Origin of the sequence: Pseudomonas lijiangensis (assembly GCF_018968705.1) — a bacterium.
GTDB classification, from domain to species: Bacteria; Pseudomonadota; Gammaproteobacteria; order Pseudomonadales; family Pseudomonadaceae; genus Aquipseudomonas; species Aquipseudomonas lijiangensis.
This window is the reverse complement of sequence record NZ_CP076668.1, coordinates 1-25,875: the sequence shown is the minus strand read 5'-3', so window position 1 is coordinate 25,875 and position 25,875 is coordinate 1. Positions and strand designations below refer to the sequence as shown.

Sequence of the window (25,875 nt, the reverse complement as noted above, 5' to 3'; positions counted from 1 at the left end):
AGCCTATCTGACGATTCGTTTCAGCATGGAGATAGCAAATGGCAAAGCGTATCCAGTTCAGCACTGTCGGAGGACCCGAAGTACTTGAATATGTCGACTTCGAGCCGGCCCAACCCGGCCCGCAAGAGGTCGTGGTTCGCAACAAGGCCATTGGCCTGAATTTTATCGACACCTATTACCGCAGCGGCCTTTACCCGGCGCCCTCGTTTCCTTCGGGGCTTGGCACTGAAGGCGCGGGCATTGTCGAGGCCATCGGCAACGAAGTGACGCGCTTTCAGGTGGGCGACCGTGTGGCTTATGGCACAGGCCCGCTGGGCGGCTACAGCGAGTTGCATGTACTGCCCGAGGCCAATCTGGTGAAGCTGCCCGATTCCATCAGCTTCGAGCAGGCGGCAGCCGTCATGCTCAAAGGCCTGACGGTGCAATACCTGCTGCGCCAGACCTATCTGGTCAAACCCGGAGAAACCTTTCTGTTCCACGCCGCTGCCGGTGGTGTCGGTTCGCTGGCCTGCCAGTGGGCGAAGGCTCTGGGCGCAAACCTGATCGGCACGGTCAGTTCACCGGAAAAGGCCGAGCACGCCAAAGCCCTGGGTGCGTGGGAAACCATCGACTACAGCCATGAAAACGTGGCCAGCCGGGTACTGGAACTGACCGAAGGCAAGAAGTGCCCGGTGGTCTATGACGGCGTCGGCCAGGACACATGGCTGACCTCTCTCGACTGCGTGGCACCTCGCGGTCTGCTGGTCAGCTTCGGCAATGCTTCCGGGCCGGTTTCAGGCGTGAATCTGGGGATTCTGGCGCAGAAGGGTTCGCTTTACGTGACCCGCCCGACCCTGGGCAGCTACGCCAACAACGCGCAGAACCTGCAAGCGATGGCTGACGATCTGTTCAACATGCTCGCCAGCGGCAAGATCAAGCTCAACGATATCCAGCAATACGCCCTGAAGGACGCCGCCCAGGCGCAGATCGAACTGTCGGCACGGCGCACCACGGGGTCGACGATTCTGATTCCTTAACCGGGCCGCACCACCTGGCCGGTCTCGATATCTCGAATGACACTGGGATTTCGGCGACCGCCCAGGCTGCCGCCGAGCACCAGATCGATCTGCCCACGGAAATATTGCTCCACGCGTAGCCGCGAGCGGGCAGCGGGGCGACCGGCCGGGTTGGCAGAGGTGGAAATCAAGGGGCCGACCAGAGCACACAGCTCACGCACGGTCGGGTGATCGGTCACGCGCAGGGCCACGGTTTCATGCACGCCGGTGATCCACTCGGGTAGCAGGTTCTGATGCGGCACCAGCCAGGTGTTGGGACCCGGCCAGGTGCTGGACATGCGATCGATCCACTGCTCGGGGAAATCCTCGAACAGAAAGTCGAACTGCCGGATGTTGTCGGCGATGAGAATCAGCCCTTTATCCACAGGCCGCGACTTGATCGCCAGCAAGCGATAAACCGCTTCTTCATCCCACGGATCGCAACCAAGTCCCCAGACTGCCTCGGTTGGATAGGCAATCACCGCTCCGGCACGAATATCTCGAGCGGCTTGCTGCACACGCCAACTGCTGACCATTGATGTATCTCCGCTAAATCTTGCCGGGCAGTTTAACCTCAGGGCGCCCGTGCGAACCATCGTCCGGCTTCATTGCTGATCATTCCGTCCAGTTCCAGCTCGGTCAGGGCTGCCAGCACCCGAGGCAGCGGCCATTCACTGGCAGCCGCCAGCGCTTCGCTGGTCTGGGGTGCGGCGTGCAGGAGGGTCAGCAGCAAAGAGGTTGGAGAGTGCTTACCCTGGGCAGCACTCTGACAAGCGGGCGTCTTGGATTTTGCGAGCGCTTCGCCCTCAGTCGCGGGCAAGCGCGCTCCTGCATCAATAAGGTGCCAGTGCTGGAGGGCTTCGAGAATATGATCCACGGTTTCCACCAGCACCGCGCCATCGCGGATCAACTGATGACAACCACGGGCACCGGGGTGATGGATGGAGCCGGGAATGGCATAGACCTCTCGACCATGTTCCGCCGCCAGTCGCGCCGTAATCAACGATCCGCTGCCCACACTGGCCTCCACCACCAGCACGCCCAGAGACAGGCCGCTGATGATCCGGTTGCGACGCGGGAAGTTGCTGGCCTGTGGTCCGGCATCCAGCGGAAACTCGGAAATCACCGCGCTGCCCTGGGCAATCATCTGCGCGGCCAGGTGTCGATGGCGCTGTGGATAAAGTTTTTCGAGGCCCGTGCCCAGCACGCCGATTGTGGCTCCGCCAACGTCGAGGGCACCCTGATGCGCAGCACCGTCGATTCCCAACGCCAGACCGCTGGTGATGACAAAACCGGCACCCGCAAGGCTTCGGGCAAAAGCTGCGGCGGTGTCCATCCCCGGCTTCGAGGCACGACGACTGCCGACCATTCCCAACTGGGGTCGCTCAAGAATCGAAGGGTTGCCAGCGATGAATAACAGAGGCGGTGGGTCGGCGATTTCAGCAAGCAGTGCCGGGTAGCCAGGGTCGTCCCACATCAATAAATGCTGGTTCTCATGCTCAAGCCAGGCCATTGCGGCACTGGCTCCATCACGCACCAGCGGGTCGCGCCGGGCTTCGGCACAGGCCGTCGGCAGCCCCAATGCGCGCCATGCACTGGCAGGTGCACAGAGGGCAGCCGAGGCGGAACCGAAGGCATCGATGAGTCTGGAAAAGCGCTTGGGTCCTACCTCCGGCAAGCGATGTAAACGCAGGCGCGCTTCCAGTTCGGCAGGCGAAGGAACAGCTTTTTCAAACAGCGGCATAAGATCGTCCTTGATCCATAGCCCACTTCAGGAGGTGGGCAAACCTGTGGATAACTCTGTTGACAACAATTTGATAAGTGAAAAGCCCGGTGGAAAAAACCTGTATCAGGCCTGAGACAGAGCCTCAGGGGTTACGGACCTTGTCCATAATGGCCAAAGATCGGTTCGCGTGCAGGACCAAGGCGTAACTGAGCTTTTCATAAGTGCGGAAAACCATCAGCAGCCCGGAGCGCTCGTCGGGAATTTTCACCTGATCGCCAGTCACCCGGTCGCGGACCGTTTCGCCAGTCTTGAAAATCGCCAGCACATTGCCTTCGACCAGACCGTCGCGTCGACCTTTGTTGAGTGTCACCACGTCGTAGACGCCGACCTGGGTCACGCCCCGAGGCACATCGAGAATCAGGCCTTCGATGGCGTTCTGTGGCGCACTGGGCAGGAACGTCGAATTGATTGCCCGCTCTTCACTGGTGAACAGGCGGTCGCCCAGACGCACTTCCTGGGTAGAGCGCTGCAACATCAGGGTAGAAACATCACCTTCGGTGGCAACGACTTCACCGCCGCCGATATCGTCGGCATTGATGCCCAGCACTTCCTTGGTGGCCGGATCGGTGTAGACCTTGCCTTGACGGAAGATCCCGTAGCTCATCTGATCAGGGTCCAGATTGCCGCGCGCATAGATGCGGTCGCCTCCGCCGCTGAGTACACGCTCGGCATTGCCTGCAACGATGTAAGGGGCCTTGTTGAACTGGTCGGCGTCGTCGACGATCCGGTTACTGATCAGAAACGCATTGATGGCGCCCAGCGGAATGCTCGGGATCGCTTCGATCGTCGGCGTGCTGCGCACACGCGGTGACAATTTGATGGTGCCGCGGGATTCGGCGCGGTTGAGTACCACACGAGGCTGGCCGTCGATGTAGATCAGCGAAAGCGAGTCGCCGGGATAGATGAGGTCAGGATCGCGTACCTGGGGATTGGCCCGCCATATCTCGCGCCATTTCCATGGTTCGCGCAAGAATTTGCCGGAAATATCCCAAAGTGTGTCACCGGCAACGACGGTATAACTCTGCGGGTGGCCTTCCTTGAGTTGCACTTGCGCCTGAGCAAGACCGCTGGCAGTCAAAAGCAGCAGGGCGAGTAGTGATTTCCTCATGCGGTGAATCCCTTTATCATGTTGTCTCGCGTAAACATAAGTCCCATCAGTCTCATATAGCTGTCTGCTTTGACGTTTCAAGCCTGGCAGCCGATTTTGACTTTACCCTACAGTGCAGCCCTTACGTATATGGCCATTCTAAACATTCTCGAATTTCCCGATTCGCGCCTGCGCACCATCGCCAAACCTGTGGCGATAGTAGACGACGGCATACGCCAGTTGGTCGACGACATGTTTGAAACCATGTACGAGGCCCCGGGCATCGGTCTGGCAGCGACCCAGGTCAACGTCCACAAGCGCGTGGTCGTGATGGACCTGAGCGAAGATCGCACCGAGCCTCGCGTCTTCATCAACCCCGAAATCGAAATGCTGACCGAAGAAATGGATCAGTATCAGGAAGGCTGCCTCTCGGTACCCGGGTTCTATGAAAACGTCGACCGCCCCGTAAAAGTTCGCATCAAGGCTCTGGACCGTGACGGCAAGCCTTACGAACTGGTTGCCGAAGGTTTGCTCGCCGTCTGCATCCAGCATGAATGCGATCACCTGAACGGCAAGCTGTTCGTCGACTACCTCTCCAATCTGAAGCGTGACCGGATCAAGAAAAAGCTGGAAAAACAGCACAGACAGAACGCTTGATCCATCACCCAAAAGGCCTGTGAGGGCCTTTTCTTTTTTACACAACGAGAAGCCCATGACCGAGCCACTGCGCATCGTCTTCGCCGGTACTCCGGAATTTGCCGCCGAACACTTGAAGGCCCTGCTGGACAGCCCTCATCAGATCATCGCGGTCTATACCCAGCCTGATCGCCCGGCCGGTCGTGGACAGAAGCTGATGCCAAGCCCGGTCAAGCAACTGGCGCTACAGCATGGCCTGCAAGTGCTGCAACCGCCAACCCTGCGTGATGCCGCCGCTCAGCAGGAGCTGGCCGAGCTCAAGCCCGACCTTATGGTGGTGGTCGCTTATGGCCTGATCCTGCCGCAAGTGGTGCTGGATATTCCTCGTCTGGGCTGCATCAACAGCCATGCCTCCTTGCTGCCACGCTGGCGCGGTGCAGCGCCGATCCAGCGGGCCGTGCAGGCGGGTGATGCCGAAAGCGGCGTGACCGTCATGCGCATGGAAGCCGGCCTGGATACCGGCCCGATGCTGCTCAAGGTCACGACGCCCATCACGGCAGAAGACACCGGCGGCACCTTGCACGATCGCCTTGCCGAACTAGGTCCGCCTGCCGTAGTGCAAGCCGTGGCGGGTCTGGCAGAGGGTTCGCTGGTGGGCGAAGTGCAGGACGATACACTCGCCACGTATGCTCACAAATTGAACAAGGACGAGGCACGCATCGACTGGAGCCGCCCGGCAGACGAGCTGGAACGCCTGATCCGCGCCTTCAATCCGTGGCCCATCTGCCACAGCACCTTGAATGAAGAAGCCCTCAAGATACTGGCCGCCAGCCTTGCCGAAGGGCAGGGCGCACCGGGCACGATTCTCGGTGCCAGCAAGGACGGCCTGATCGTCGCCTGTGGCCAGGGCGCCTTGCGCCTGACTCGCCTGCAATTGCCGGGCGGCAAGCCGCTGAACTTCACTGACCTGTTCAACAGCCGTCGCGAGAAGTTCGCCACCGGCACGGTGTTGGGCCAATGAACCCGCGTCTGGCTGCCGCCAGAGCCTTGGCCGCCGTGCTGAGCGGCAAGGCTTCGCTGAACAGTTCGTTGCCGACCCAGCTGGATAAGGTCGACATCCGTGATCGGGGCCTCACTCAGGATCTGGCTTTCGGCACGGCACGCTGGCAGCCACGCCTGTCCGCGCTGGCAGCCAAACTGCTGCAAAAACCCTTCAAGGCCGCTGATGCCGATGTCGAGGCCTTGTTGCTGGTGGGACTTTATCAGTTGCTCTACAGCCGCATTCCCGCCCACGCCGCCATCGGTGAAACGGTGGGTTGCGCCGACAAGCTGAAAAAACCATGGGCCAAAGCATTGCTCAATGCCGTCCTGCGTCGTGCCCAACGAGAAAGCGAAGCGCTGCTGGCTGAACTGGAACACGATCCGGTGGTGCGTACCGCTCACCCGCGCTGGCTGCAAAAAGCCCTGAAAGCCGCATGGCCCGAGCAATGGGAAGCCATCTGCGCCGCCAACAACGCGCATCCGCCCATGATCCTGCGGGTCAACCGTCGGCATAACAGTCGCGCTCAATACCTTGAGCTGTTGAAAACCGCCGGGATCGAAGCCGTTGCCTGCACCTTCAGCCAGGATGGCATCCTGCTGGCCGAGCCGGGTGATGTGCGCTCACTCCCCGGTTTTGCCGAAGGCTGGATCAGCGTGCAGGATGAAGCCGCGCAACTGGCTGCCGACCTGCTGGAACTGGCGCCCGGCCAACGTGTGCTGGATGCCTGCTGCGCGCCGGGCGGCAAGACCTGCCATCTGCTGGAAGTGCAGCCGCAACTCGACGGCGTGGTGGCTGTTGATCTGGAAGCCAAGCGTCTGGTGCGCGTGCGGGAAAACCTCGACCGCCTGGGCCTGGATGCCGAACTGATCGCAGCCGACGCCCGGGAAACCGCCCAATGGTGGGACGGCAAGCCCTTCCAGCGCATTCTGCTCGATGCGCCTTGCTCGGCCACCGGCGTGATCCGCCGCCACCCGGATATCAAGCTGACCCGTCAGGCCGATGACATTACCGCCCTGGCCACGCTGCAAGGCGAGTTGCTGGACGCGCTCTGGCCGACGCTGCAAGTCGGCGGCATTCTGTTGTACGCCACCTGCTCGACGCTGCCCACGGAAAACACTGAAGTGATCGAGGCCTTCCTGGCCCGTACCTCCGGCGCCCGCGAGCTGGACATCGCCGGACAGCTCGGCCAGCAACCCGCAGGCATCAAGCAGCCCCACGGCCGCCAGTTGCTGGCGCAGGAAGGTGGGCATGATGGCTTCTATTACGCCAAACTGATCAAGATCGCAGCGTCGGTCTGACAGGGAGATAGCCGTTGAAAATCATCATCCTGGGTGCAGGGCAGGTTGGCGGCACGCTGGCCGAACATCTGGCCAGTGAAGCCAACGACATCACCGTAGTGGACACCGATGGCGACCGCCTGCGTGACCTGGGCGACCGCCTGGATATCCGCACGGTACAGGGCAAGGGCTCGTTTCCCACAGTGCTGCGCCAGGCGGGTGCCGATGATGCCGACATGCTGGTGGCCGTCACCAACAGCGATGAAACCAACATGGTCGCCTGCCAGGTGGCCTACACGCTGTTCCACACGCCGACCAAGATTGCCCGGGTCCGTGAAGCGGCTTACCTGACCCGCGCCGGTCTGTTCGACAACGATGCGATTCCGGTGGATGTATTGATCAGCCCGGAACAGGTCGTCACCAACTACATCAAGCGTCTGGTCGAATACCCCGGCGCCCTTCAGGTGATCGACTTTGCCGAAGGCAAGGCACAACTAGTGGCCGTCAGGGCTTATTACGGCGGACCGCTGGTGGGTCAGAAACTGCGCCAGCTGCGGGCGCACATGCCCAATGTCGACACCCGGGTAGCCGCGATATTCCGTCGCGACCGGCCTATCACGCCCCATGGCGACACCGTTATCGAAGCCGATGACGAAGTGTTCTTCATTGCGGCCAAGGCGCATATTCGCGCCGTAATGGGCGAGATGCGCCGCCTGGACGAAAGCTACAAACGCATCGTGATCGCCGGTGGCGGCAACATTGGCGAGCGTCTGGCCGAAGCCATCGAAAGCCGCTATCAGGTGAAGATCATCGAGATGAACCCGGCCCGTTGCCGTCATCTCTCGGAAACCCTCAACAGCACGGTGGTTCTGCAAGGCAGTTCTTCGGATCGCGACCTGTTGATGGAAGAGAACATCGGCAATACCGACCTGTTCCTGGCCCTGACCAACGACGACGAAGCCAACATCATGTCGTCGCTGCTGGCCAAGCGAATGGGGGCGCGCAAGGTGGTCACCCTCATCAATAACCCGGCCTATGTGGACCTGGTGCAAGGCGGGGAAATCGATATCGCCGTCAGCCCGCAACTGGCGACCATCGGCACCTTGCTGACCCACGTGCGGCGCGGTGATATCGTCAGTGTGCATTCACTGCGCAGGGGAGCGGCCGAAGCCATTGAGGTCGTAGCCCACGGCGATGCCAAATCCAGCAAGGTCATCGGCAAGGCCATCAGGGACATTATCCTCCCGCAGGGCACCACCATCGGCGCCATCATCCGCGACGAAGAAGTCCTGATCGCCCACGACATCACCGTGATCGAATCCGGCGACCACGTGATCATGTTCCTTGTGGATAAAAAATACATCCGCGATGTTGAGCGGCTGTTTCAGGTGGGGTTGAGCTTCTTTTAACTGATCAATAAAGAAACAGACAAACCTGTGGGAGGCAGCTTGCTGGCGAAAAAGGCCTGAAAACCGACAGACATTCTGCGTCTGTACGTGAAGTCGCCAGCAAGCTGCCTCCCACAAAGTGTTCCTGAACTGTTCAATACCAGCGCGCTTCGCCTTCCGGACGCTTCTTGAAGCGCTTCATGGTCCACATGTACTGGCTCGGATAAGCCCGCACATATTTCTCGACCACCTTGCTCATGGCTGCCGCCGATGTTTCAGTGTCGGTGCTGTACATGTCTTCAGGTGCAGCTTCCAGAACCACCTTGTAGCCTGAACCGTCCGGCAGGCGCATGGCGTGCAGGAAGACGCCAACGGCTTTGCCGCCAGCCAGCATGTTGGGCACGAATTTGCTGGTCAGTGCCTGGGTACCGCAGAAGGGTACGAAGATACCGGCCGACTCTGCCGGCTCCGGATCCGCAGGAATCCCCACCGAGCCGCCTTTACGCACTTCCTTGATGACACTGAGGATGCCTTCCTTGGTGGAAGCCGCAACACGGTTGCCCAACTGCACCCGCTGCTTGCGCAGCAGTTCGTCCACAGCCTTGAGCTTGGGTGGACGATAGAAAATGATCGGTTTGCACTGGCTGCAATAGAAGTGGTTGAGCACTTCCCAGTTGCCCAGGTGGCTGGTGATCCCGACCACACCCTTGCCAGAAGCGAGAGCGTCCTTGAGCACATCGAGGCCTTCGACTTCACGCACCAGGTCGATGGACTTCTGGGCAGGCCAGATCCAGGCGCAGGCGCTTTCGGTCAGGGTCTTGCCGATATCCATCAGGCTGCGACCCACCAATTGGTCCAGCTCAGTCTTGTTCAGTTCCGGAAAGCATTTGGACAGATTGATCCGCGCCACTTCACGGGAACGGTTGGGCAGTTTCCACATCAACCAGCCAATCGCAGTACCGACCCATTGCACGGCACGCCAGGGCAGCAGGGCAAACAACCGCAACGCCCCGACAATCATGGCACCTTTGAACTTATCCACAGATCACTCCCAAATTCTCGAGGTGCGCATTGTAACCTTCAGCGGACCAGAGTCGCGTATCGATCACAATCGACGGTGTGATCCATGACCATGCCGCTCGATTGCATGTAGGCGTAGCAAATGGTCGGGCCGACAAAAGTGAACCCTGCTTTCTTCAAGGCCTTGCTCATGGCTTCGGCCTCTGGCGTGATGGCCGGGACCTCGCTGCGGTCCTTGAAGTGGTTGACCTTCTGTTCTCCACCGACAAACGACCAGAGAAAGCCGACCGGGTCGTCCAGTTTCAACCAGGCCTGTGCATTGCGGCGGGCAGCGTTGAGTTTGAGGCGGTTACGGATGATGCCCGGCTCCTGCATCAGGACTTCAATCTCGTCGTCGGTCATGACGGCGATGCGATGAACATCAAAACCGAACATGACTTCGCGATATCGCGGGCGTTTTTTCAAAACCGTGATCCATGACAGACCGGCCTGGAACCCTTCGAGCAAAAGCAACTCGAAGAGCTTCTGCGCATCGCGCAGCGGCACTCCCCATTCCTGATCGTGATAAGCGATGTAAATCGGGTCTTCATTGCACCAAAAGCAGCGAGTCATAGGCCTTCCAAGGGTGGACGTGCAGCCGAATCGGGTATACTCCCGCTCTTTAAATCGCAGCCCAGCACAGGTGAATTTTGTGAGCCAGCCTACGCCAGCCGTGCGTACCTTCCAAGACTTGATCCTCGCCCTCCAGCAATACTGGGCAGAACAAGGTTGCGTGGTACTTCAGCCCTACGATATGGAAGTAGGCGCCGGCACTTTCCACACCGCCACATTTCTGCGCGCCGTAGGCCCGGAAACCTGGAACGCCGCTTACGTACAGCCAAGCCGTCGCCCGACTGACGGCCGTTACGGCGAAAACCCCAACCGCCTGCAGCATTACTATCAGTTTCAGGTGATCCTGAAGCCGAACCCGGACAACTTTCAGGAACTGTACCTGGGCTCACTCAAGCACATCGGCCTCGACCCGCTGGTGCATGACGTCCGTTTCGTCGAAGACAACTGGGAATCGCCAACTCTGGGTGCCTGGGGTCTGGGCTGGGAAATCTGGCTCAACGGCATGGAAGTCTCGCAGTTCACCTACTTCCAGCAGGTCGGTGGCATCGAGTGCTACCCGGTGACCGGCGAAATCACCTACGGCCTGGAGCGTCTGGCCATGTACCAGCAGGGCGTGGACTCGGTCTACGATCTGGTCTGGGCTGACGGCCCGTTCGGCAAGGTGACTTACGGCGATGTGTTCCACCAGAACGAAGTGGAGCAATCGACCTACAACTTCGAACACGCCAACGTCGAAAAACTGTTCGAGCTGTTCGACTTCTATGAAAGCGAAGCTGCACGCCTGATCGAGCTTGAGCTGCCATTGCCAAGCTATGAAATGGTCCTCAAGGCTTCGCACACCTTCAACCTTCTGGATGCGCGCCGGGCCATTTCCGTGACTGCGCGTCAGCAGTACATCCTGCGCGTGCGCACGCTGGCCCGTTCTGTCGCCCAGAGCTACCTGCAAGCCCGGGCCAAGCTTGGCTTCCCGATGGCACCGCCCGATCTACGCGATGAAGTGTTGGCTAAGCTGGAGGCTGCACAATGAGTGCTCAAGATTTTCTGGTCGAACTGGGTACCGAAGAACTGCCACCCAAGACCCTCAGTGCCTTGGGCGATGCATTTCTGGCCGGTATCGAAAAAGGCCTGCAGAGCGCTGGCCTGACCTACAGCGCCAAACAGGTTTACGCCGCGCCACGTCGTCTGGCGGTGCTGGTGACCGGCCTGGCCACGCAACAACCGGATCGCAGCGTCAATCTGGACGGTCCGCCTCGTCAGGCCGCTTTCGATGCTGAAGGCAACCCGACTCAGGCAGCACTGGGCTTCGCCAAGAAATGCGGCGTCGATCTGAGCGAAATCGATCAGAGTGGTCCCAAGCTGCGTTACAGCCAGACCATCATCGGCAAACCGACCGCTTCACTGCTGCCGACCATCGTCGAAGACTCGCTGAACGACCTGCCAATCGCCAAACGCATGCGTTGGGGTGCCCGCAAGGAAGAGTTCGTGCGTCCGACCCAATGGCTGGTCATGCTGCTGGGCGACCAGGTGATCGACTGCACGATCCTGGCCCAGAGCGCAGGCCGTCATTCTCGCGGTCACCGCTTCCATCATCCGCAAGACGTGCGTATTTCCTCGCCAGCCAGCTACCTCAGCGACCTGCGGGCCGCTCATGTACTGGCCGACTTCAACGAACGTCGCCAGATCATCAGCAAGCGCGTCGACGAACTGGCTGCCCAGCAGGAAGGCACTGCCATCGTGCCGCCAAGCCTGCTGGACGAAGTGGCGGGTCTGGTCGAGTGGCCGGTGCCGCTGGTCTGCTCGTTTGAAGAGCGCTTCCTCGAAGTGCCTCAGGAAGCCCTGATCACCACCATGCAGGACAACCAGAAGTATTTCTGCCTGCTGGACAGCGAAGGCAAGTTGCTGCCGCGCTTCATCACGGTTGCCAACATCGAGAGCAAGGACCCGGCACAGATCATCGCCGGTAACGAGAAGGTGGTTCGCCCACGTCTGACCGATGCCGAGTTCTTCTTCAAGCAGGACAAGAAGCAGAAGCTGGAAACCTTCAATGATCGCCTGAAGAACGTCGTGTTCCAGGCTCAGCTGGGCAGCGTCTTCGACAAGGCCGAGCGCGTTTCCAAGCTGGCCGCTTTCATCGCGCCACGCATTGGCGGCGACGCCCAGCGTGCGGCACGTGCGGGCATTCTTTCCAAGTGCGACCTGGCGACCGAGATGGTTGGCGAGTTCCCGGAAATGCAGGGTATTGCCGGTTTCTACTACGCCAAGGCGGACGGTGAGGCGCAAGACGTTGCTCTGGCGCTCAACGAGCAGTACATGCCTCGCGGTGCGGGTGCAGAACTGCCGACTACCTTGACCGGCGCGGCCGTGGCCATTGCCGACAAGCTCGACACTCTGGTCGGCATCTTCGGCATCGGCATGCTGCCAACCGGTAGCAAAGACCCGTATGCCCTGCGTCGCGCTGCGCTGGGTATCCTGCGCATCCTGATCGACAAGAAGCTGGATCTGGATCTGATCGAGACCGTCAAGTTCGCGGTCAGCCAGTTCGGCGCCAAGGTCAAGGCTGCCGGCCTGGCCGATCAGGTGCTGGAGTTCATCTTCGACCGCCTGCGTGCGCGTTACGAAGACGAAGGCGTCGAGGTTGCGGTCTACCTGTCGGTCCGTGCCCTGCAGCCAGGTTCCGCCCTGGACTTCGATCAGCGGGTCCAGGCCGTTCAGGCGTTCCGCAAGTTGCCACAAGCTGCTGCACTGGCGGCGGTGAACAAGCGTGTATCGAACCTGCTGAGCAAGGCCGAGGGCAGCATCGCCCAGACCGTCGAGCCCAAGTACTTCGACAACGCCAACGAGTTCTCCCTGTATTCGGCCATTCAACAGGCCGACCACGCGGTACAGCCAATGGCTGCCGAGCGTCAGTACAGCGAATCCCTGGCACGCCTGGCAACCCTGCGCGAGCCTGTGGATGCGTTCTTCGAGGCAGTGATGGTCAACGCTGACGACGCCAATGTGCGCGCCAACCGTTATGCATTGCTGGCACGTCTGCGCGGCCTGTTCCTGGGCGTTGCCGATATCTCGCTGCTGGGTTGAGGAATAGAGAGTGAAGCTGCTGATTCTCGATCGGGACGGAGTCGTCAACCATGACTCCGACGCTTATATAAAGTCGGTAGAGGAGTGGATTCCCATTCCTGGCTCGATCGAGGCCATCGCAACATTGAGCAAGGCCGGCTGGACGGTGGCGATTGCCACCAACCAGTCGGGCATTGCACGAGGTTATTACGATCTTGCTACTCTGGATGCCATGCATGCGCGTTTGCGCGAGCTGGTGGCAGGGCAGGGTGGCGAGGTTGGCTTGATCGTTTATTGCCCACATGGGCCGGATCAAGGTTGTGACTGCCGCAAGCCAAAGCCTGGCATGCTGCAGACCATCGCCAATCATTACGCAACAGACCTGAAAGGTTTATGGTTCGTGGGCGACAGCAAGGGTGACCTGCAGGCTGCTTTGGCCGTCGATGCACAACCTGTTCTGGTAATGACCGGTAAAGGCCGCAGGACAATGGACGGAACAGTGCCGGCCGGCACTTTGATTTTTGACGATCTGGCGGCAGTTGCCGCAGAACTTATCCACAATAGCGTCTCGCTGTAAGCCCTCAGGTTCAACGGCACGCTGAATGAGCGGGCACCTGCCCGTACGGTAAAAGCAACTATGTCGATCATCCAGGCAATCAGGACCTTTTTCTTTTACCTGTTGCTAGGCACCAGCTCGCTGCTGTGGTGCACATTGAGTTTCTTCATCGCGCCCTTTCTGTCCTTCAAAGCCCGCTACCGGTTCATCAATGTCTACTGGTGCCGCTGTGCAATCTGGCTGACCCGCGTCTTCCTGAATATCCACGTGGAAGTGACCGGCGCGCACAACGTTCCCAAAACCCCCTGCGTGATCATTTCCAACCACCAGAGCACCTGGGAAACCTTCTTCCTATCGGCTTACTTCGAGCCCATGAGCCAGGTCCTCAAGCGTGAGCTGCTGTATGTGCCGTTCTTCGGTTGGGCAATGGCCATGCTGCGCCCTATCGCGATTGATCGCGAGAACCCCAAGGCCGCACTCAAGCAGATCGCCAAGAAGGGTGATGAATTGCTCAAAGACGGTATCTGGGTACTGATCTTCCCGGAAGGCACCCGCGTCCCGTTCGGTCAGGTCGGCAAGTTCTCCCGTGGCGGCACCGCCCTGGCCGTCAACGCCGAACTGCCTGTGCTGCCTGTGGCACACAACGCCGGCAAGTACTGGCCGAAGGAAGGCTGGGCGAAAAAGCCAGGCACTATCCAGGTGGTCATCGGTGAACCCATGTACGCCGAAGGCTCCGGCCCCCGCGCCATTGCAGCCCTCAACGACCGCGTACAGGCCTGGAACGAAGCCACCCAGAAGTCCCTGGGTTCAGATGTTGCACCTGTCTCGAGCAGCGAGAAAGTAGAAGTCTGATTTTGTGGATAACCTGTGCACCATTTTTGCGAAATCATCGAAAAAAGCGGCTAAGTCATTAATTTAGCTGCTTATTTCTGAAGCTCATTAGTGAGCTGAAAACGTGCATAAATTTTGCGGGTAGATAGAAAGCCGACCTTGGGGTCGGCTTTTTAGTGGGCGCAGGTTCTGGATCGACAAGGATGGAAAATGGAAGAGATGCTTTCACGCTCCACAACCCATTCTCTGTTTTGGGGTGGAGTGCTCGGGTACTCATTGGCGCTTGTACTGACGCTGATGAAGCAATTGATGCGACTGCACAAGTCTCCTGTCATCAAGGAGTTTGCAGGGTATGCCTACTGGATTCTTGCAGGGGGTGCAGTAGCCGCTTTATCCATGGGATATGTCATGCACAGGGAACCGGGAAGTCGCGTCTTTTCAACTTTGTGCTTTTACGCGGGTTTGCTGATTCCCTTCATATGGAAAGCAAGAAAGCCTGCCCATCAATCATTAGAAAGTGGCGCTCTTTCAAGTGACGTGTTGTCAAAAGCAGCACTTGTTCTGTGGATAGCTTCCCTGTTTTTTCCGGTAATAATCAGAGATGGTCAGAAAATCACCATCGGGTGGACCCTGTTGACTAACGGTTGGCTCGGGCCATTGCGTTTTCAATTTGCCTGGTATGCAAACCCTCTCTTCCTCATCAGTTTTCTACGGCTGCAATCCTCGCAAAGTACAACAGGACCCGCTTTTCTGGCGCTAATGCTGTCGCTCAATACGATCACTTTCTTTTATGCTTCGGGTTACAGCTATGGCTGGGGATTGATGCTCTGGTTCATGGCGTTTTCCCTCATGGTGGCTGCAGCAGGTGCTTTTGAAATCAACAAGGGGGAAGGGCGGGAACAGGGAGAGCGGCTACGTTCCTTGGGGCTGGGAGCCACGATGCTGATAGGCTGCATCGGTATCGCTATTTCACTTTGATCCAATATTCCAGTTATGCGGGAAAGCCGAGATCGATTGGCCGCAACGCTTACGGAGAAAGCCTTTATTGGCATCTGCCCCACATTTTTCTTTTCGCCCCGTCACCCACAAGCTCAGTTGCCGTCTTAATGGGACGATTGATTCTCCTGCCGCTGTTCCGCAAGCAGGTTCTGCGTCACCTGCTCGATATAATCAAAAACCTCCTCCTGAACCTTATACCTGTACTGCTTTCGACGATGGTTTGAAACTATGCCTTGTTGCGTCAGACACATCATTACCAGGTTGGATAAATCACTGCCACGTACGTCATAGCGCTCATCAACAGCTCTGACAATCTTGTCGTAATTCTCAAGGAAGACAGTCTCTTCACGAAGCTCAACTTCCAGGGCTCGTTTAGCCATTTCCATCGTAAATCGGACGCCTGGTGTGGCATCCCAGAAACGGTAGATAGCCGGATGCCCTGTAAAGTTAAACGACATATTGCCCTGATCGATCCACCTGACATCCCAGAACTCACGCGCAGGCCGGGAAAACGCCTGAAGGGTTTCCAGATACAAACGTTCCTCACGCTTCATCGCTACGGAGACAGGCAGGAGCAGCCCGTTCTCTAAAGCCCCCGTGCGACAGAGTGTCTGATGAATGAGAAACCGGGAAAGTCGACCATTTCCATCCATGAAAGGGTGGAGGAATACGAATCCAAACGAAATGATTGCAGCGGCAACCAAGGGATCAATCTGGGTAGCAGCTTCATTTCCAAAGGTCATGAGCTGCTCCATGAGTTCACGGCACAACTCTGGGTCAGGAGGAACATAAGTGACCCCTGCTGCCCCCTGCAAACCATTGGCCAAATGGTTCTGTTCATGACGAAAGGCAGCAGCCATTGCATAGGGGTTGGATAGCGTTGCGTTTTGAAGGGCAACCAGATATTCCTCGCTCAGCGGTAAGCGCTCATGGGCCTGTCTGAGCAACTGAATAAAGCGGCGGGATTTCTCTTCGCTGGGTGCTTCTTTTTCGATAGCAAATGAGTCTTGAGTTTCGTGCAGGTAGGCCCAGTTGATGGCCCGATCCATCATTCCAGAGGGCAGACTCTGGATGAATGCCTGCGCACGCCTCAGGATATCGTGTTCAAGCATCGCAACAATTTCGGGGGTGCGTTCAACGGTGGCGCAGTAAGTCAGCGTGCCTATACCGTTGAACTCTACTCGCCACCGGGAATTACGCTCCCCAGGCATCGTCAGATACTGCTCAGGATCGAACAGAGGTACAAAGCGCCCCTTTACCGGAAAATGTTGGTGTACCTCTTCACCCGTGAATGCTTCGCGCAGAAAACAAGCCTTGCGAATATAGCTGCCATTTGGAGCCGCCTGTAATTCGGCCTCAAGCCTTGAATTGGATATCTGAGGCAGTGCTTGAGCCAGAATGACCAGATTGATACCTTCATGCTTCAGGGCAAAAAGCAGGTGTCCGAGCAGGTCATCAGGGGCAGGAGAAATACCTGCGGGGACCGCCAAAGTCTCACCAATATGCTCAATTCGAGTGACTGGCTGAATCCGGGCTGGTCGGCGTAAAGGAAAAGCAGAGAGCCGCAAGGCCTCGCACAGCCAAGCATATCCAACGGAGTTCATGGCGAAAATCCTTACATTTGGCTCGGCCGCACATTTTTTCTTTACTGAGCCCAGAAAATTTTAAGAAAAGCCGATTATGCCTATTTTTTTTTAACTCGCCAGTATGAGTTTGCTGCTGGTCAGTAGCTCAAGACACAGACCTGTCTTCCATAAAAATGCGCTAAAGCAATTTCATGGTGGCTGCTTTATCTATCAGCCGATAGCCCATTGCTTTATACCCAGCCTGTCGCTTGTCCCACATCCTCAATAAAGCGGAGTTTCCCGTGTCGACGAAATCGATCACTCGAACGTCTGCTTTATCTGAGTGCTCCCTGTGCAAACGTCCGGCATATTGTTGAAGGATGCCCTTCCACGAAACGGGCATCGCCAGAACCAGTGTATCCAGGGGTGGATGGTCAAAACCCTCACCTACCAGTTTTCCCGTAGCCAAAAGTACTCGCGGCGTGTCTGCTGGCAGGGACTCCAGATCGTTCAAGCGAGAAATACGCTGTTTCTTGGGTACTCGTCCATGAAGGATAAACAGATTGCCCACTAGCGGTATAAGAGCTTTCTCAAGAGCATCAATATGCTCAGTCCGCTCCGTCAGTACCAGCACTTTTCTACCTTGGTTGTAGGCTGCTTGAACCTCCAAAGCAATTTTGGACGTCCTCTCAGCGTCGTCTGCCAAGAGCCGGAAGACATCTTGAATCCCAGAGCCTTCGGGGAGTACCAAAGGCTTTGAAAGCCAGAAGGGGAAAACAGTCAGATCATGGGGAGCACTCGCTGCACGAGAAGCAGAATGTCTGATAGGCCCGCACTGCATAAAAATGATGGGGTGTTGCCCGTCACGACGAACCGGAGTCGCCGTCAATCCCACTACATAGCGAGATGGGACATTTCTCAAAAGAGCCTCAAACGACACAGCTGAAAGATGATGACACTCATCCACAATGACTTGGCCATAGTTTTTCACATGATCGTTGATCTCACCCTTTCGCGACAGCGACTGAACGACTGCTATATCGATGACGCCGGACAGTTTCGACTTGCCGCCTCCCAAAGTTCCGATGGCATCCGCTCCAACCTTCAGGAACATCTGCAAACGCTCTTGCCATTGCCTTAATAACTCTGTCCGGTGAACAAGAACCAGGGTGTTAACCCCACGGCGAGCAATCAGTGCAGCCGCACTCACCGTCTTGCCGAACGCTGTTGGAGCACAGAGAACACCAGTGTCATGACTTAGCATTGCACTGACCGCAACCTCCTGATCAGCACGCAAGGTGCCAAGGAAACTTACCTCAATTGCATTACCCGTAAAGCGCTCATCTTGGATAATCGGAACTATCTCATTTTCATCGAGAAGCTTGAGAACTGCCTCAAAGCAGCCACGTGGCAGAGCAATGTGCTTAGGAAAATTTTGCGCACAGCCAATTACTCTCGGCTTGTTCCACACGGACATACGCATGGCTTGAGCTTTATAGAACTCTGGATTTTGAAACGCAGCGAGCCGAATAAATTGATTGGCTAATGGCTGCGGCAACTCTGTTTTTTCAAAATAGATCAGGTTGGCTAGAGTAATGTTGAGAGTGGCAGGAAGAGGGCACGCCAACTGGTTTGACTTGGGCTTTCGATCTTTCCAGGGTTCGATATCACCTTCTTCCTCATCAACAAAAGCAACATCTAACGGGTCCTGATTGCCCGTTGCCTTTGTGATCGCTGGCTGAATGTCTTCTGGACTCATCTGACGGATAGCCCCCAGAAAAGCCCATTGGTCAGCATAAGGCTCCAGCGAATCATCTACAAAAACACTGTTACCCAAGGCTCGGGCCTTTTTTTGCAAAGGCAACGCAATGAGGTTACCGAACCCACCTTTGGGCATATAGTCCTGATTTGGAAACAAGCGATCATATGAGCTGAGGGCTAACTGGCGAGTCATTTTGCAGGCATAACTAATTATTGCAGCCCCCAAACGACGAGCATCAAATGCAGAGACATTACGCTCGAAAAAAACCCATCCATGTGCACCATTGCCCGAGCGCGATATTTCCAGCGCTACTGGTACATTTAGCTCACGGCAAGACTGAATGAACGCTTTGGCGTCATCTCGCCATTCGGCCTCATCAAAATCAACAGCCAGAAAAAAACAGGTATCGTCAGGAAGCAATGGGAAGATGCCGATAACCACATCGCCTGCAAGATGGCGAAAAATCACCTCATTGGTCAGCGGAAGCAGTTGACGGTTGCCGCAGTCGCCACATTTGATCCGTGGCTTTTCGCAAACACCTGGCCGCCATTCATTAGCGCAGGCTGGGGCATATCCGGACTTGCCAGCCTTGCTTTCCCAGCGAATGGGATAGACATCAATCCTGCCACGAAAAAGGCTTCTGAAGAGTGCAATCTTGCTATCCGTATTCAGTTGCGAGGATGTCTCGATTTGAACAGGCGTTTCTCTGATTGGCTCAGCAGGCACTTGCCAGTCAATGCCATGGGCCTCGAGCAGCGCAATCAGTCTTGCATTCTCGGCTTGTAGTCTTACCAGGAGGTTGCCATCTGTCACAGCTTTTACCTCTACGACGACGGCCATAGCTCAATTGACTTTCGTCCATGGCCTTCAACGAATGAAGAGCGCATGCTATCAAATGCCCCATTCAGGAAGCCGGCAAGAATCGTAAAAAAAACCCCAGCACCGAGGCTGGGGTTAATTCAGGGGACGATAAAAGTACGTCCAACTTGCACCTACAACAACCTTAGAAATCCAGGTTGGAAACCGCCAGCGCGTTGCTCTCGATGAAGTCGCGACGTGGCTCGACCGCATCACCCATGAGGGTGTTGAAGATCTGGTCGGCGGCGATTGCGTCTTCGATCGTGACTTTCAGCATGCGGCGCACGCTTGGGTCCATGGTGGTTTCCCAGAGCTGATCCGGGTTCATTTCGCCCAGACCTTTATAGCGCTGGATGGTGTGGCGCTTGGTGCTTTCGGCCATCAGCCAGGCGAGGGCATCCTTGAACTCGGTGACTGGCTTCTTGCGCTCGCCACGTTGCACGTAGGCGCCTTCTTCCAGCAGGGAGCTGATTTGTGCACCCAGGGCAGTGACGGTCTTGTAGTCGTTGCTGCCGAAGAAGTCGCGGTTGAAGGTGACGTAGTTCGACAGGCCATGGGAGATCAGTTCGACCTCTGGCAGCCATACGTTACGTTCACGGTCTTCACGCAGGCTGGCCTTGTACACCAGACCTGACTTCTCACCCGCACGCAGACGCTCATCAAACTTGGCCAGCCAGTCTTTCATGGCTGCATGGTCAGACAGTTGCTCGAGCGTGACAGGAGGCAGGTAAACGAAGTGCTCGGTCAGCTCCTGAGGATAGAGACGCGACAGACGCTTGAGAGTCTTCATGACCATGCGGAAGTCGTTGACCAGGCGTTCCAGCGATTCGCCGGAGATACCAGGAGCCGAGTCGTTCAGGTGCAGGCTGGCGTCTTCCAGAGCCGACTGGGTCATGTATTCTTCCATGGCGTCGTCGTCTTTGATGTACTGCTCTTGCTTGCCTTTCTTGACTTTGTACAGCGGTGGCTGAGCGATATAGATGTAGCCACGCTCGACCAGCTCCGGCAACTGACGGAAGAAGAACGTCAGCAGCAGGGTACGGATGTGCGAACCGTCGACGTCAGCATCGGTCATGATGATGATGTTGTGATAACGCAGTTTGTCGATGTTGTACTCTTCGCGGCCGATGCCACAGCCCAAGGCAGTGATCAAAGTGCCCACTTCCTGGGAAGAGATCATCTTGTCGAAACGTGCTTTCTCGACGTTGAGGATCTTGCCCTTGAGCGGCAGGATTGCCTGGGTTTTACGATTACGCCCCTGCTTGGCTGAACCGCCAGCAGAGTCCCCTTCCACGAGGTACAGTTCGGAAAGGGCAGGGTCTTTTTCCTGGCAGTCAGCGAGCTTGCCCGGCAGACCTGCAATATCCAGCGCGCCTTTACGGCGAGTCATTTCACGAGCCTTGCGTGCAGCTTCACGAGCGCGTGCAGCATCGAGCATCTTGCCCACGACAGCCTTGGCTTCGTTCGGGTTTTCCAGCAGGAAGTCAGAGAAGTATTTACCCATCTCTTGTTCAACTGCGGTTTTGACTTCGGACGAAACCAGCTTGTCTTTGGTCTGGGAGCTGAACTTCGGATCCGGCACCTTGACCGAGATGATCGCAGTCAGGCCTTCACGCGCATCGTCACCGGTCGTGGCAACTTTGTGCTTCTTGGCCAGACCTTCCTGTTCGATGTAGTTGTTCAGGTTACGGGTCAACGCAGAACGGAAACCAACAAGATGCGTACCGCCGTCACGCTGCGGAATGTTGTTGGTGAAGCACAACAGGTTCTCGTTGAAGCTGTCGTTCCACTGCAAGGCGATCTCGACACCCACGCCATCGTCACGCTGGACGTTGAAGTGGAAGACCTGGTTGACCGCAGTCTTGTTGGTGTTGAGATATTCAACAAAAGCGCGCAGACCACCTTCGTACTTGAACAGCTCTTCCTTACCGCTGCGTTCGTCCTTCAGGAAGATACCAACGCCGGAGTTCAGGAATGACAGTTCACGAATCCGCTTGGCCAGGATGTCCCAGCTGAAATGGATGTTTTTGAAGGTTTCAGCGGAAGGTTTGAAGTGGATCTGTGTACCGGTGCTATCGCTCTCACCCACGATTTTCATGGGTTCCTGTGGAACACCGTGAACGTAGGTTTGCTCCCAGATCTTGCCGCTGCGACGTACAGTCAGTTGCAGGACTTCCGAGAGGGCGTTAACTACAGAAACACCTACACCGTGCAGACCGCCGGAAACCTTGTAGGAGTTGTCATCGAACTTACCGCCGGCGTGGAGCACGGTCATGATGACCTCTGCAGCCGAAACGCCTTCTTCTTTGTGGACGTCTACCGGAATACCGCGGCCGTTGTCGCGTACGGTAATGGATTCGTCTGGATGGATGGTGATGCTGATGTCGTCGCAGTGGCCAGCCAAAGCTTCGTCGATCGAGTTATCAACCACCTCGAACACCATATGGTGCAGACCGCTGCCATCGTCTGTATCACCGATGTACATTCCGGGACGCTTGCGTACGGCATCAAGTCCTTTCAGCACTTTAATGCTGGACGAGTCGTACGTTTGATTTTCGCTCATGCAATCACTCCCGATGGTCGTGGGTCTGGGTGATACGGCCTTGTTCCACGTGGAACAAAGCAACTGGCGTTTCCGTCTGCCAGCCTTCCCTCAAAAATTCTTGATCTACACAGGTGATAAATACCTGGCAGCGTAATTCTTCCAGCAAGCGACAAAGTGCGCGGCGGTGGTTGTCATCCAGTTCGGAAGGCAAGTCGTCCACCAGGTATATACATTGGCCGCGGCGAGCCTGGCTAACCAGATGCCCTTGAGCGATGCGCAATGCACAGACCACTAGCTTCTGCTGACCGCGGGACAATATATCCGCGGCATTGTGTGCGCCTAATCTAAGACGCAAATCAGCTCGTTGTGGTCCGGCCTGTGTATGGCCCATTTGCTGATCGCGATGCAAGGATGAAGCGAGCACAGTGCTCAGCTCTTTTTCCTTATCCCAGCCTCGGTAGTAGCTCAGGGTCAAACCTTCAAGCTCAACAAGTTCGCTCAAAGTTTGTTCAAAGACGGGTTTCAGGGCCTTGATATAAGTGCGACGAAACTCATCGATTTCATCACTGGCCAGGCACAGTTCCCGATCCCATGCCGCTTGCGAAGCGGCGTCAAGTGTACCATGCCGCAGCCATGAGTTCCGCTGCCGCAGGGCCTTCTGGAGCCGCTGCCAGGTGGACATGAAACGAGGTTCCACGTGGAACACTCCCCAGTCCAGAAACTGTCGGCGAATTTTCGGTGCACCTTCCAGCAAGCGAAAACTGTCAGGGTTGATCAGTTGCAGTGGAAGTATCTCGGCCAGTTGAGCAGCGCTGCGTGCATTCTGCCCATCAATGCGAATCTGAAACTCGCCTTGTCTGTCTCGGGAAATGCCCAGATTGCTTTGGCCACTCTCAGCCAGTTGAACCTGACCAAAGACCGTGCAGGCTGGCTGTTCATATTGAATGACAGGAAGAAGACGACTGCTGCGAAACGAGCGTGCAATGCCCAGCAAGTGAATGGCTTCCAGCACGCTGGTTTTGCCACTTCCGTTGGCACCGTAAAGGATGTTGATACGCGGGGAGGGGGAGAAGGTCACCGGGTGCAGATTGCGCACCCCAGTGACCGAGATGCGGCTAAGAGACATCTAGATAGCGCTGAACATGAGGTTACAGACGCATCGGCATGACAACGTAGGCGGAATCATCGTTATCCGATTCTTGTACCAGGGCGCTGCTGTTGGAGTCGGACAGAATCAAGCGCACTTGCTCTGTAGTCATCACACCCAGCACGTCGAGCAGGTAGCTCACGTTGAAACCGATTTCCAGGGAGTCGCCGCTGTACTCTACGCTGATCTCTTCTTCCGCTTCTTCCTGTTCAGGGTTGTTGGCCTGAATCTTCAATTGACCGTTGGCCAGTTGCAGACGGATGCCACGGTATTTTTCGTTCGACAGAATTGCAGTACGGCTGAACGCTTCACGCAATGCCTGACGATCACCCAGTACCAGCTTGTCACCGCCTTTTGGCAGGACGCGCTCGTAGTCCGGGAATTTGCCGTCTACCAGTTTGGAGGTAAAGGTGAACTCGCCGGTCGTGGCACGAATGTGGTGCTGACCCAATACGATGCTGACAATGCCGTCCTGCTCGGTGAGCAGACGCGCCATTTCCAGAATACCTTTACGAGGCACAATCACCTGATGGCGGTCGGCTTGTTCGATCTGTGCAGACATCGAGCACATGGCCAGACGGTGACCGTCGGTGGCGACAGCGCGCAAGATGCCAGCGCTGACTTCAAGCAGCATGCCGTTGAGGTAGTAACGGACATCCTGCTGGGCCATTGCAAAACTGGTGCGTTCGATCAGGCGGCGCAGTTTGCTCTGCACCAGATCGAACGTCAGCGAGCCAGGACCTTCTTCTACAGTAGGGAAGTCGTTGGCAGGCAATGTGGACAAGGTGAAGCGGCTACGACCGGCCTTGACCACGACTTTGGAGTCATCGACCTTGATGTCGATCAGCACGTCGTTCGGCAGGCTTTTGCAGATATCCATCAGCTTGCGCGCAGGAACAGTGATTTCCCCGGGTTCGGCTGGCTCTTCGAGTTGGACACGACCGACCAGCTCCACTTCCAGGTCGGTACCTGTCAGCGAAAGTTGCTGGCCTTCGACGACCATCAGCACATTGGATAGCACCGGCAGGGTCTGACGGCGTTCAACAACGCCGGCGACCAATTGCAGAGGTTTCAACAGGGCTTCGCGTTGAATGGTGAAATGCATGGTCTAGTCCCTTGCCTTGATAAGCTGCACTGGCGTCATCATGTAGTCAGAGTCCGCAGCAGGTTCTTGTAGTCCTCGCGGATATCCGCGTCGGATTCCTTGAGTTCGTTGATCTTGCGGCATGCATGCAGAACGGTCGTGTGGTCACGACCGCCGAATACATCGCCAATTTCCGGAAGACTGTGGTTCGTCAGCTCTTTGGAAAGCGCCATCGCCACCTGACGTGGACGGGCAACAGAACGAGAGCGACGCTTGGACAACAGGTCGGAGATTTTGATCTTGTAATACTCGGCGACAGTACGCTGAATGTTATCCACACTCACCAGTTTGTCCTGCAACGCCAACAAATCTTTCAGAGACTCACGAATCAGTTCGATCGTGATATCCCGGCCCATGAAGTGCGAGTGAGCGATGACACGCTTGAGTGCACCTTCGAGTTCACGGACGTTGGAGCGAATGCGCTGCGCAATGAAGAATGCAGCGTCATGGGGTAATTCGACCTTGGCCTGATCGGCTTTCTTCATCAGGATCGCAACGCGGGTTTCCAGCTCAGGCGGCTCTACAGCCACAGTAAGCCCCCAGCCGAACCTGGATTTCAGACGCTCTTCCAGACCTTCGATCTCTTTGGGATAGCGGTCGCTGGTAAGAATGACCTGCTGCCCACCTTCGAGCAGTGCGTTGAAGGTGTGGAAAAACTCTTCCTGGGAACGCTCCTTGCGGGCGAAGAACTGAATGTCATCGATCAGCAAGGCATCGACCGAACGATAGAAACGCTTGAATTCGTTGATCGCGTTCAGTTGCAGCGCCTTGACCATGTCGGCCACGAAACGCTCCGAGTGCAGATAGACAACCTTCGCATTCGGGTTCTTCTTGAGCAGGTGGTTGCCCACGGCATGCATCAAGTGAGTCTTACCCAGACCAACGCCACCATAAAGGAAGAGCGGGTTGTAGCCATGCTTGGGGTTATCCGCAACCTGCCAGGCCGCAGCACGGGCGAGCTGGTTGGATTTACCTTCGACGAAGTTCTCGAAGGTGAACGTGCGGTTCAGGTAACTGGTGTGCTTGAGCGCACCTTCGACCTGGACTGTACGCTGCTCGGCCCGCGCCGGAGCCTGTTGCGAACTGGCGCCCGCCATCGGATCGAAACTGTCACGCGACGGCTCGTCGTGAGTCTCGGCGCTCTGTACTGCAGGAGCCGGCGCAGGAACAGCCACCACCGGAGCGGCAACAGGTGTTGAAACACTGCTGACGTTATTGGCAGACAGCGCTTGCGAAGCGGCAGCAGCCAATGGGGCATTGGGTGCTGCACGCGGGGCCGAGCTGCGCTTGCTGCCTATTAATAAGGAAAGGGCAGGCGCCATTCCCTGTCCGTGCTCGCCCAGAAGCTCAAGCAGACGGCTCAGGTACTTTTCGTTTACCCAATCGAGAACGAAACGGTTCGGTGCATATACACGCAACTCGTCGCCTTCGGCTTCGACCTGTAGCGGACGGATCCAGGTGTTGAATTGCTGGGCAGGCAGCTCATCGCGCAAAAGCTCCACGCACTGCTGCCAAAGTTCCACTGACAC

The 25,875-nt window shown here is 56.9% G+C and carries 20 protein-coding genes and 2 pseudogenes; 10 read left to right on the top strand and 12 right to left on the bottom strand.

The features are described 5' to 3' along the window. Window positions 1-38: 38 nt before the first annotated feature. Window positions 39-1,016, top strand: coding sequence for an NADPH:quinone reductase (locus KQP88_RS00105; protein WP_200994309.1), 978 nt, complete (start codon window positions 39-41; stop codon window positions 1,014-1,016). On the opposite strand, the gene KQP88_RS00100 is transcribed toward KQP88_RS00105, so the two are convergent. The 4 genes and pseudogenes from KQP88_RS00100 to KQP88_RS00090 form a co-directional block, all read right to left on the bottom strand. Next, window positions 1,013-1,570: an L-threonylcarbamoyladenylate synthase gene (locus tag KQP88_RS00100; RefSeq protein ID WP_200994308.1), complete on the bottom strand. Its 558-nt coding sequence runs from the start codon at window positions 1,568-1,570 to the stop codon at window positions 1,013-1,015. The two genes, KQP88_RS00105 and KQP88_RS00100, sit on opposite strands and share 4 nt — an antisense overlap. Before the next feature lie 38 nt (window positions 1,571-1,608). Further along, a pseudogene (locus KQP88_RS25470) lies at window positions 1,609-1,776 on the bottom strand (DprA-like winged helix domain-containing protein); the annotation flags it as partial. 98 nt (window positions 1,777-1,874) lie between these two features. Continuing rightward, a pseudogene (gene dprA, locus KQP88_RS00095) lies at window positions 1,875-2,778 on the bottom strand (DNA-processing protein DprA); the annotation flags it as partial. Window positions 2,779-2,902: 124 nt separating this feature from the next. Then, window positions 2,903-3,928, bottom strand: coding sequence for a LysM peptidoglycan-binding domain-containing protein (locus tag KQP88_RS00090; protein ID WP_216704519.1), 1,026 nt, complete (start codon window positions 3,926-3,928; stop codon window positions 2,903-2,905). 129 nt (window positions 3,929-4,057) lie between these two features. Between KQP88_RS00090 and def the strand changes: the two genes are divergently transcribed. From def to trkA, 4 genes are read left to right on the top strand one after another with little or no spacing between them, the layout of a single operon-like run. Further along, window positions 4,058-4,564, top strand: coding sequence for a peptide deformylase (gene def / locus KQP88_RS00085; protein ID WP_216704518.1), 507 nt, complete (start codon window positions 4,058-4,060; stop codon window positions 4,562-4,564). Window positions 4,565-4,619: 55 nt separating this feature from the next. Further along, window positions 4,620-5,564, top strand: coding sequence for a methionyl-tRNA formyltransferase (gene fmt / locus KQP88_RS00080; protein ID WP_216704517.1), 945 nt, complete (start codon window positions 4,620-4,622; stop codon window positions 5,562-5,564). Beyond that, the gene (rsmB, locus tag KQP88_RS00075; RefSeq protein ID WP_216704516.1) at window positions 5,561-6,883 is read left to right on the top strand and encodes a 16S rRNA (cytosine(967)-C(5))-methyltransferase RsmB; all 1,323 of its coding nucleotides are present in this window, start codon (window positions 5,561-5,563) and stop codon (window positions 6,881-6,883) included. Before fmt ends, rsmB begins: the two co-directional genes overlap by 4 nt. 14 nt (window positions 6,884-6,897) lie before the next feature. Next, window positions 6,898-8,271, top strand: coding sequence for a Trk system potassium transporter TrkA (gene trkA, locus KQP88_RS00070; protein WP_025257784.1), 1,374 nt, complete (start codon window positions 6,898-6,900; stop codon window positions 8,269-8,271). Between the two features lie 133 nt (window positions 8,272-8,404). Here the strand turns inward: trkA and KQP88_RS00065 are convergent, their stop codons facing one another. Beyond that, complete coding sequence (locus KQP88_RS00065) at window positions 8,405-9,292, bottom strand: lysophospholipid acyltransferase (RefSeq protein WP_216704515.1); 888 nt, start codon at window positions 9,290-9,292, stop codon at window positions 8,405-8,407. Between the two features lie 38 nt (window positions 9,293-9,330). Continuing rightward, window positions 9,331-9,882 carry a DNA-3-methyladenine glycosylase I gene (locus KQP88_RS00060; RefSeq protein ID WP_216704514.1) on the bottom strand — a complete coding sequence of 184 codons (552 nt, stop codon included), beginning with the start codon at window positions 9,880-9,882 and terminating at the stop codon, window positions 9,331-9,333. A gap of 79 nt (window positions 9,883-9,961) precedes the next feature. Between KQP88_RS00060 and glyQ the strand changes: the two genes are divergently transcribed. From glyQ to KQP88_RS00035, 5 genes are all read left to right on the top strand, one after another. Then, window positions 9,962-10,909 carry a glycine--tRNA ligase subunit alpha gene (glyQ, locus tag KQP88_RS00055; RefSeq protein ID WP_025257781.1) on the top strand — a complete coding sequence of 316 codons (948 nt, stop codon included), beginning with the start codon at window positions 9,962-9,964 and terminating at the stop codon, window positions 10,907-10,909. Next, entirely contained in the window at window positions 10,906-12,960 is a 2,055-nt protein-coding gene (gene glyS / locus KQP88_RS00050) for a glycine--tRNA ligase subunit beta (RefSeq protein WP_216704513.1), read from the top strand. The genes glyQ and glyS overlap by 4 nt, the downstream gene beginning before the upstream one ends. A gap of 10 nt (window positions 12,961-12,970) precedes the next feature. Continuing rightward, window positions 12,971-13,516, top strand: coding sequence for a D-glycero-beta-D-manno-heptose 1,7-bisphosphate 7-phosphatase (gene gmhB / locus KQP88_RS00045; protein ID WP_216704512.1), 546 nt, complete (start codon window positions 12,971-12,973; stop codon window positions 13,514-13,516). A gap of 60 nt (window positions 13,517-13,576) precedes the next feature. Then, window positions 13,577-14,347, top strand: coding sequence for a lysophospholipid acyltransferase family protein (locus KQP88_RS00040; protein ID WP_216704511.1), 771 nt, complete (start codon window positions 13,577-13,579; stop codon window positions 14,345-14,347). A 189-nt stretch (window positions 14,348-14,536) separates the two neighbouring features. Beyond that, window positions 14,537-15,304, top strand: coding sequence for a hypothetical protein (locus tag KQP88_RS00035; protein WP_200994299.1), 768 nt, complete (start codon window positions 14,537-14,539; stop codon window positions 15,302-15,304). Window positions 15,305-15,429: 125 nt separating this feature from the next. Here the strand turns inward: KQP88_RS00035 and KQP88_RS00030 are convergent, their stop codons facing one another. From KQP88_RS00030 to dnaA, 6 genes are all read right to left on the bottom strand, one after another. Next, window positions 15,430-16,929, bottom strand: coding sequence for a Fic family protein (locus tag KQP88_RS00030; protein WP_216704510.1), 1,500 nt, complete (start codon window positions 16,927-16,929; stop codon window positions 15,430-15,432). Window positions 16,930-17,089: 160 nt separating this feature from the next. Next, a complete protein-coding gene (locus KQP88_RS00025) occupies window positions 17,090-19,492 on the bottom strand; it encodes a TOTE conflict system archaeo-eukaryotic primase domain-containing protein (RefSeq protein WP_260406138.1) in 2,403 nt (800 codons plus the stop codon). Window positions 19,493-19,655: 163 nt separating this feature from the next. Further along, window positions 19,656-22,073 carry a DNA topoisomerase (ATP-hydrolyzing) subunit B gene (gene gyrB, locus KQP88_RS00020; protein ID WP_200994297.1) on the bottom strand — a complete coding sequence of 806 codons (2,418 nt, stop codon included), beginning with the start codon at window positions 22,071-22,073 and terminating at the stop codon, window positions 19,656-19,658. 4 nt (window positions 22,074-22,077) lie between these two features. After that, window positions 22,078-23,181, bottom strand: coding sequence for a DNA replication/repair protein RecF (recF, locus tag KQP88_RS00015; RefSeq protein ID WP_025257774.1), 1,104 nt, complete (start codon window positions 23,179-23,181; stop codon window positions 22,078-22,080). Window positions 23,182-23,203: 22 nt separating this feature from the next. Beyond that, complete coding sequence (dnaN, locus tag KQP88_RS00010) at window positions 23,204-24,307, bottom strand: DNA polymerase III subunit beta (RefSeq protein ID WP_025257773.1); 1,104 nt, start codon at window positions 24,305-24,307, stop codon at window positions 23,204-23,206. Between the two features lie 38 nt (window positions 24,308-24,345). Further along, a complete protein-coding gene (dnaA, locus tag KQP88_RS00005) occupies window positions 24,346-25,875 on the bottom strand; it encodes a chromosomal replication initiator protein DnaA (RefSeq protein ID WP_216704509.1) in 1,530 nt (509 codons plus the stop codon).

Coding starts and splice junctions, on each gene's coding strand:
- KQP88_RS00105 (WP_200994309.1), top strand. CDS start 39: ATGGCAAAGCGTATCCAGTTCAGCACTGTCGGAGGACCCGAAGTACTT.
- KQP88_RS00100 (WP_200994308.1), bottom strand. CDS start 1,570: ATGGTCAGCAGTTGGCGTGTGCAGCAAGCCGCTCGAGATATTCGTGCC.
- KQP88_RS00090 (WP_216704519.1), bottom strand. CDS start 3,928: ATGAGGAAATCACTACTCGCCCTGCTGCTTTTGACTGCCAGCGGTCTT.
- def (WP_216704518.1), top strand. CDS start 4,058: ATGGCCATTCTAAACATTCTCGAATTTCCCGATTCGCGCCTGCGCACC.
- fmt (WP_216704517.1), top strand. CDS start 4,620: ATGACCGAGCCACTGCGCATCGTCTTCGCCGGTACTCCGGAATTTGCC.
- rsmB (WP_216704516.1), top strand. CDS start 5,561: ATGAACCCGCGTCTGGCTGCCGCCAGAGCCTTGGCCGCCGTGCTGAGC.
- KQP88_RS00060 (WP_216704514.1), bottom strand. CDS start 9,882: ATGACTCGCTGCTTTTGGTGCAATGAAGACCCGATTTACATCGCTTAT.
- glyS (WP_216704513.1), top strand. CDS start 10,906: ATGAGTGCTCAAGATTTTCTGGTCGAACTGGGTACCGAAGAACTGCCA.
- KQP88_RS00040 (WP_216704511.1), top strand. CDS start 13,577: ATGTCGATCATCCAGGCAATCAGGACCTTTTTCTTTTACCTGTTGCTA.
- KQP88_RS00035 (WP_200994299.1), top strand. CDS start 14,537: ATGGAAGAGATGCTTTCACGCTCCACAACCCATTCTCTGTTTTGGGGT.
- KQP88_RS00030 (WP_216704510.1), bottom strand. CDS start 16,929: ATGAACTCCGTTGGATATGCTTGGCTGTGCGAGGCCTTGCGGCTCTCT.
- KQP88_RS00025 (WP_260406138.1), bottom strand. CDS start 19,492: ATGGCCGTCGTCGTAGAGGTAAAAGCTGTGACAGATGGCAACCTCCTG.
- gyrB (WP_200994297.1), bottom strand. CDS start 22,073: ATGAGCGAAAATCAAACGTACGACTCGTCCAGCATTAAAGTGCTGAAA.
- recF (WP_025257774.1), bottom strand. CDS start 23,181: ATGTCTCTTAGCCGCATCTCGGTCACTGGGGTGCGCAATCTGCACCCG.
- dnaN (WP_025257773.1), bottom strand. CDS start 24,307: ATGCATTTCACCATTCAACGCGAAGCCCTGTTGAAACCTCTGCAATTG.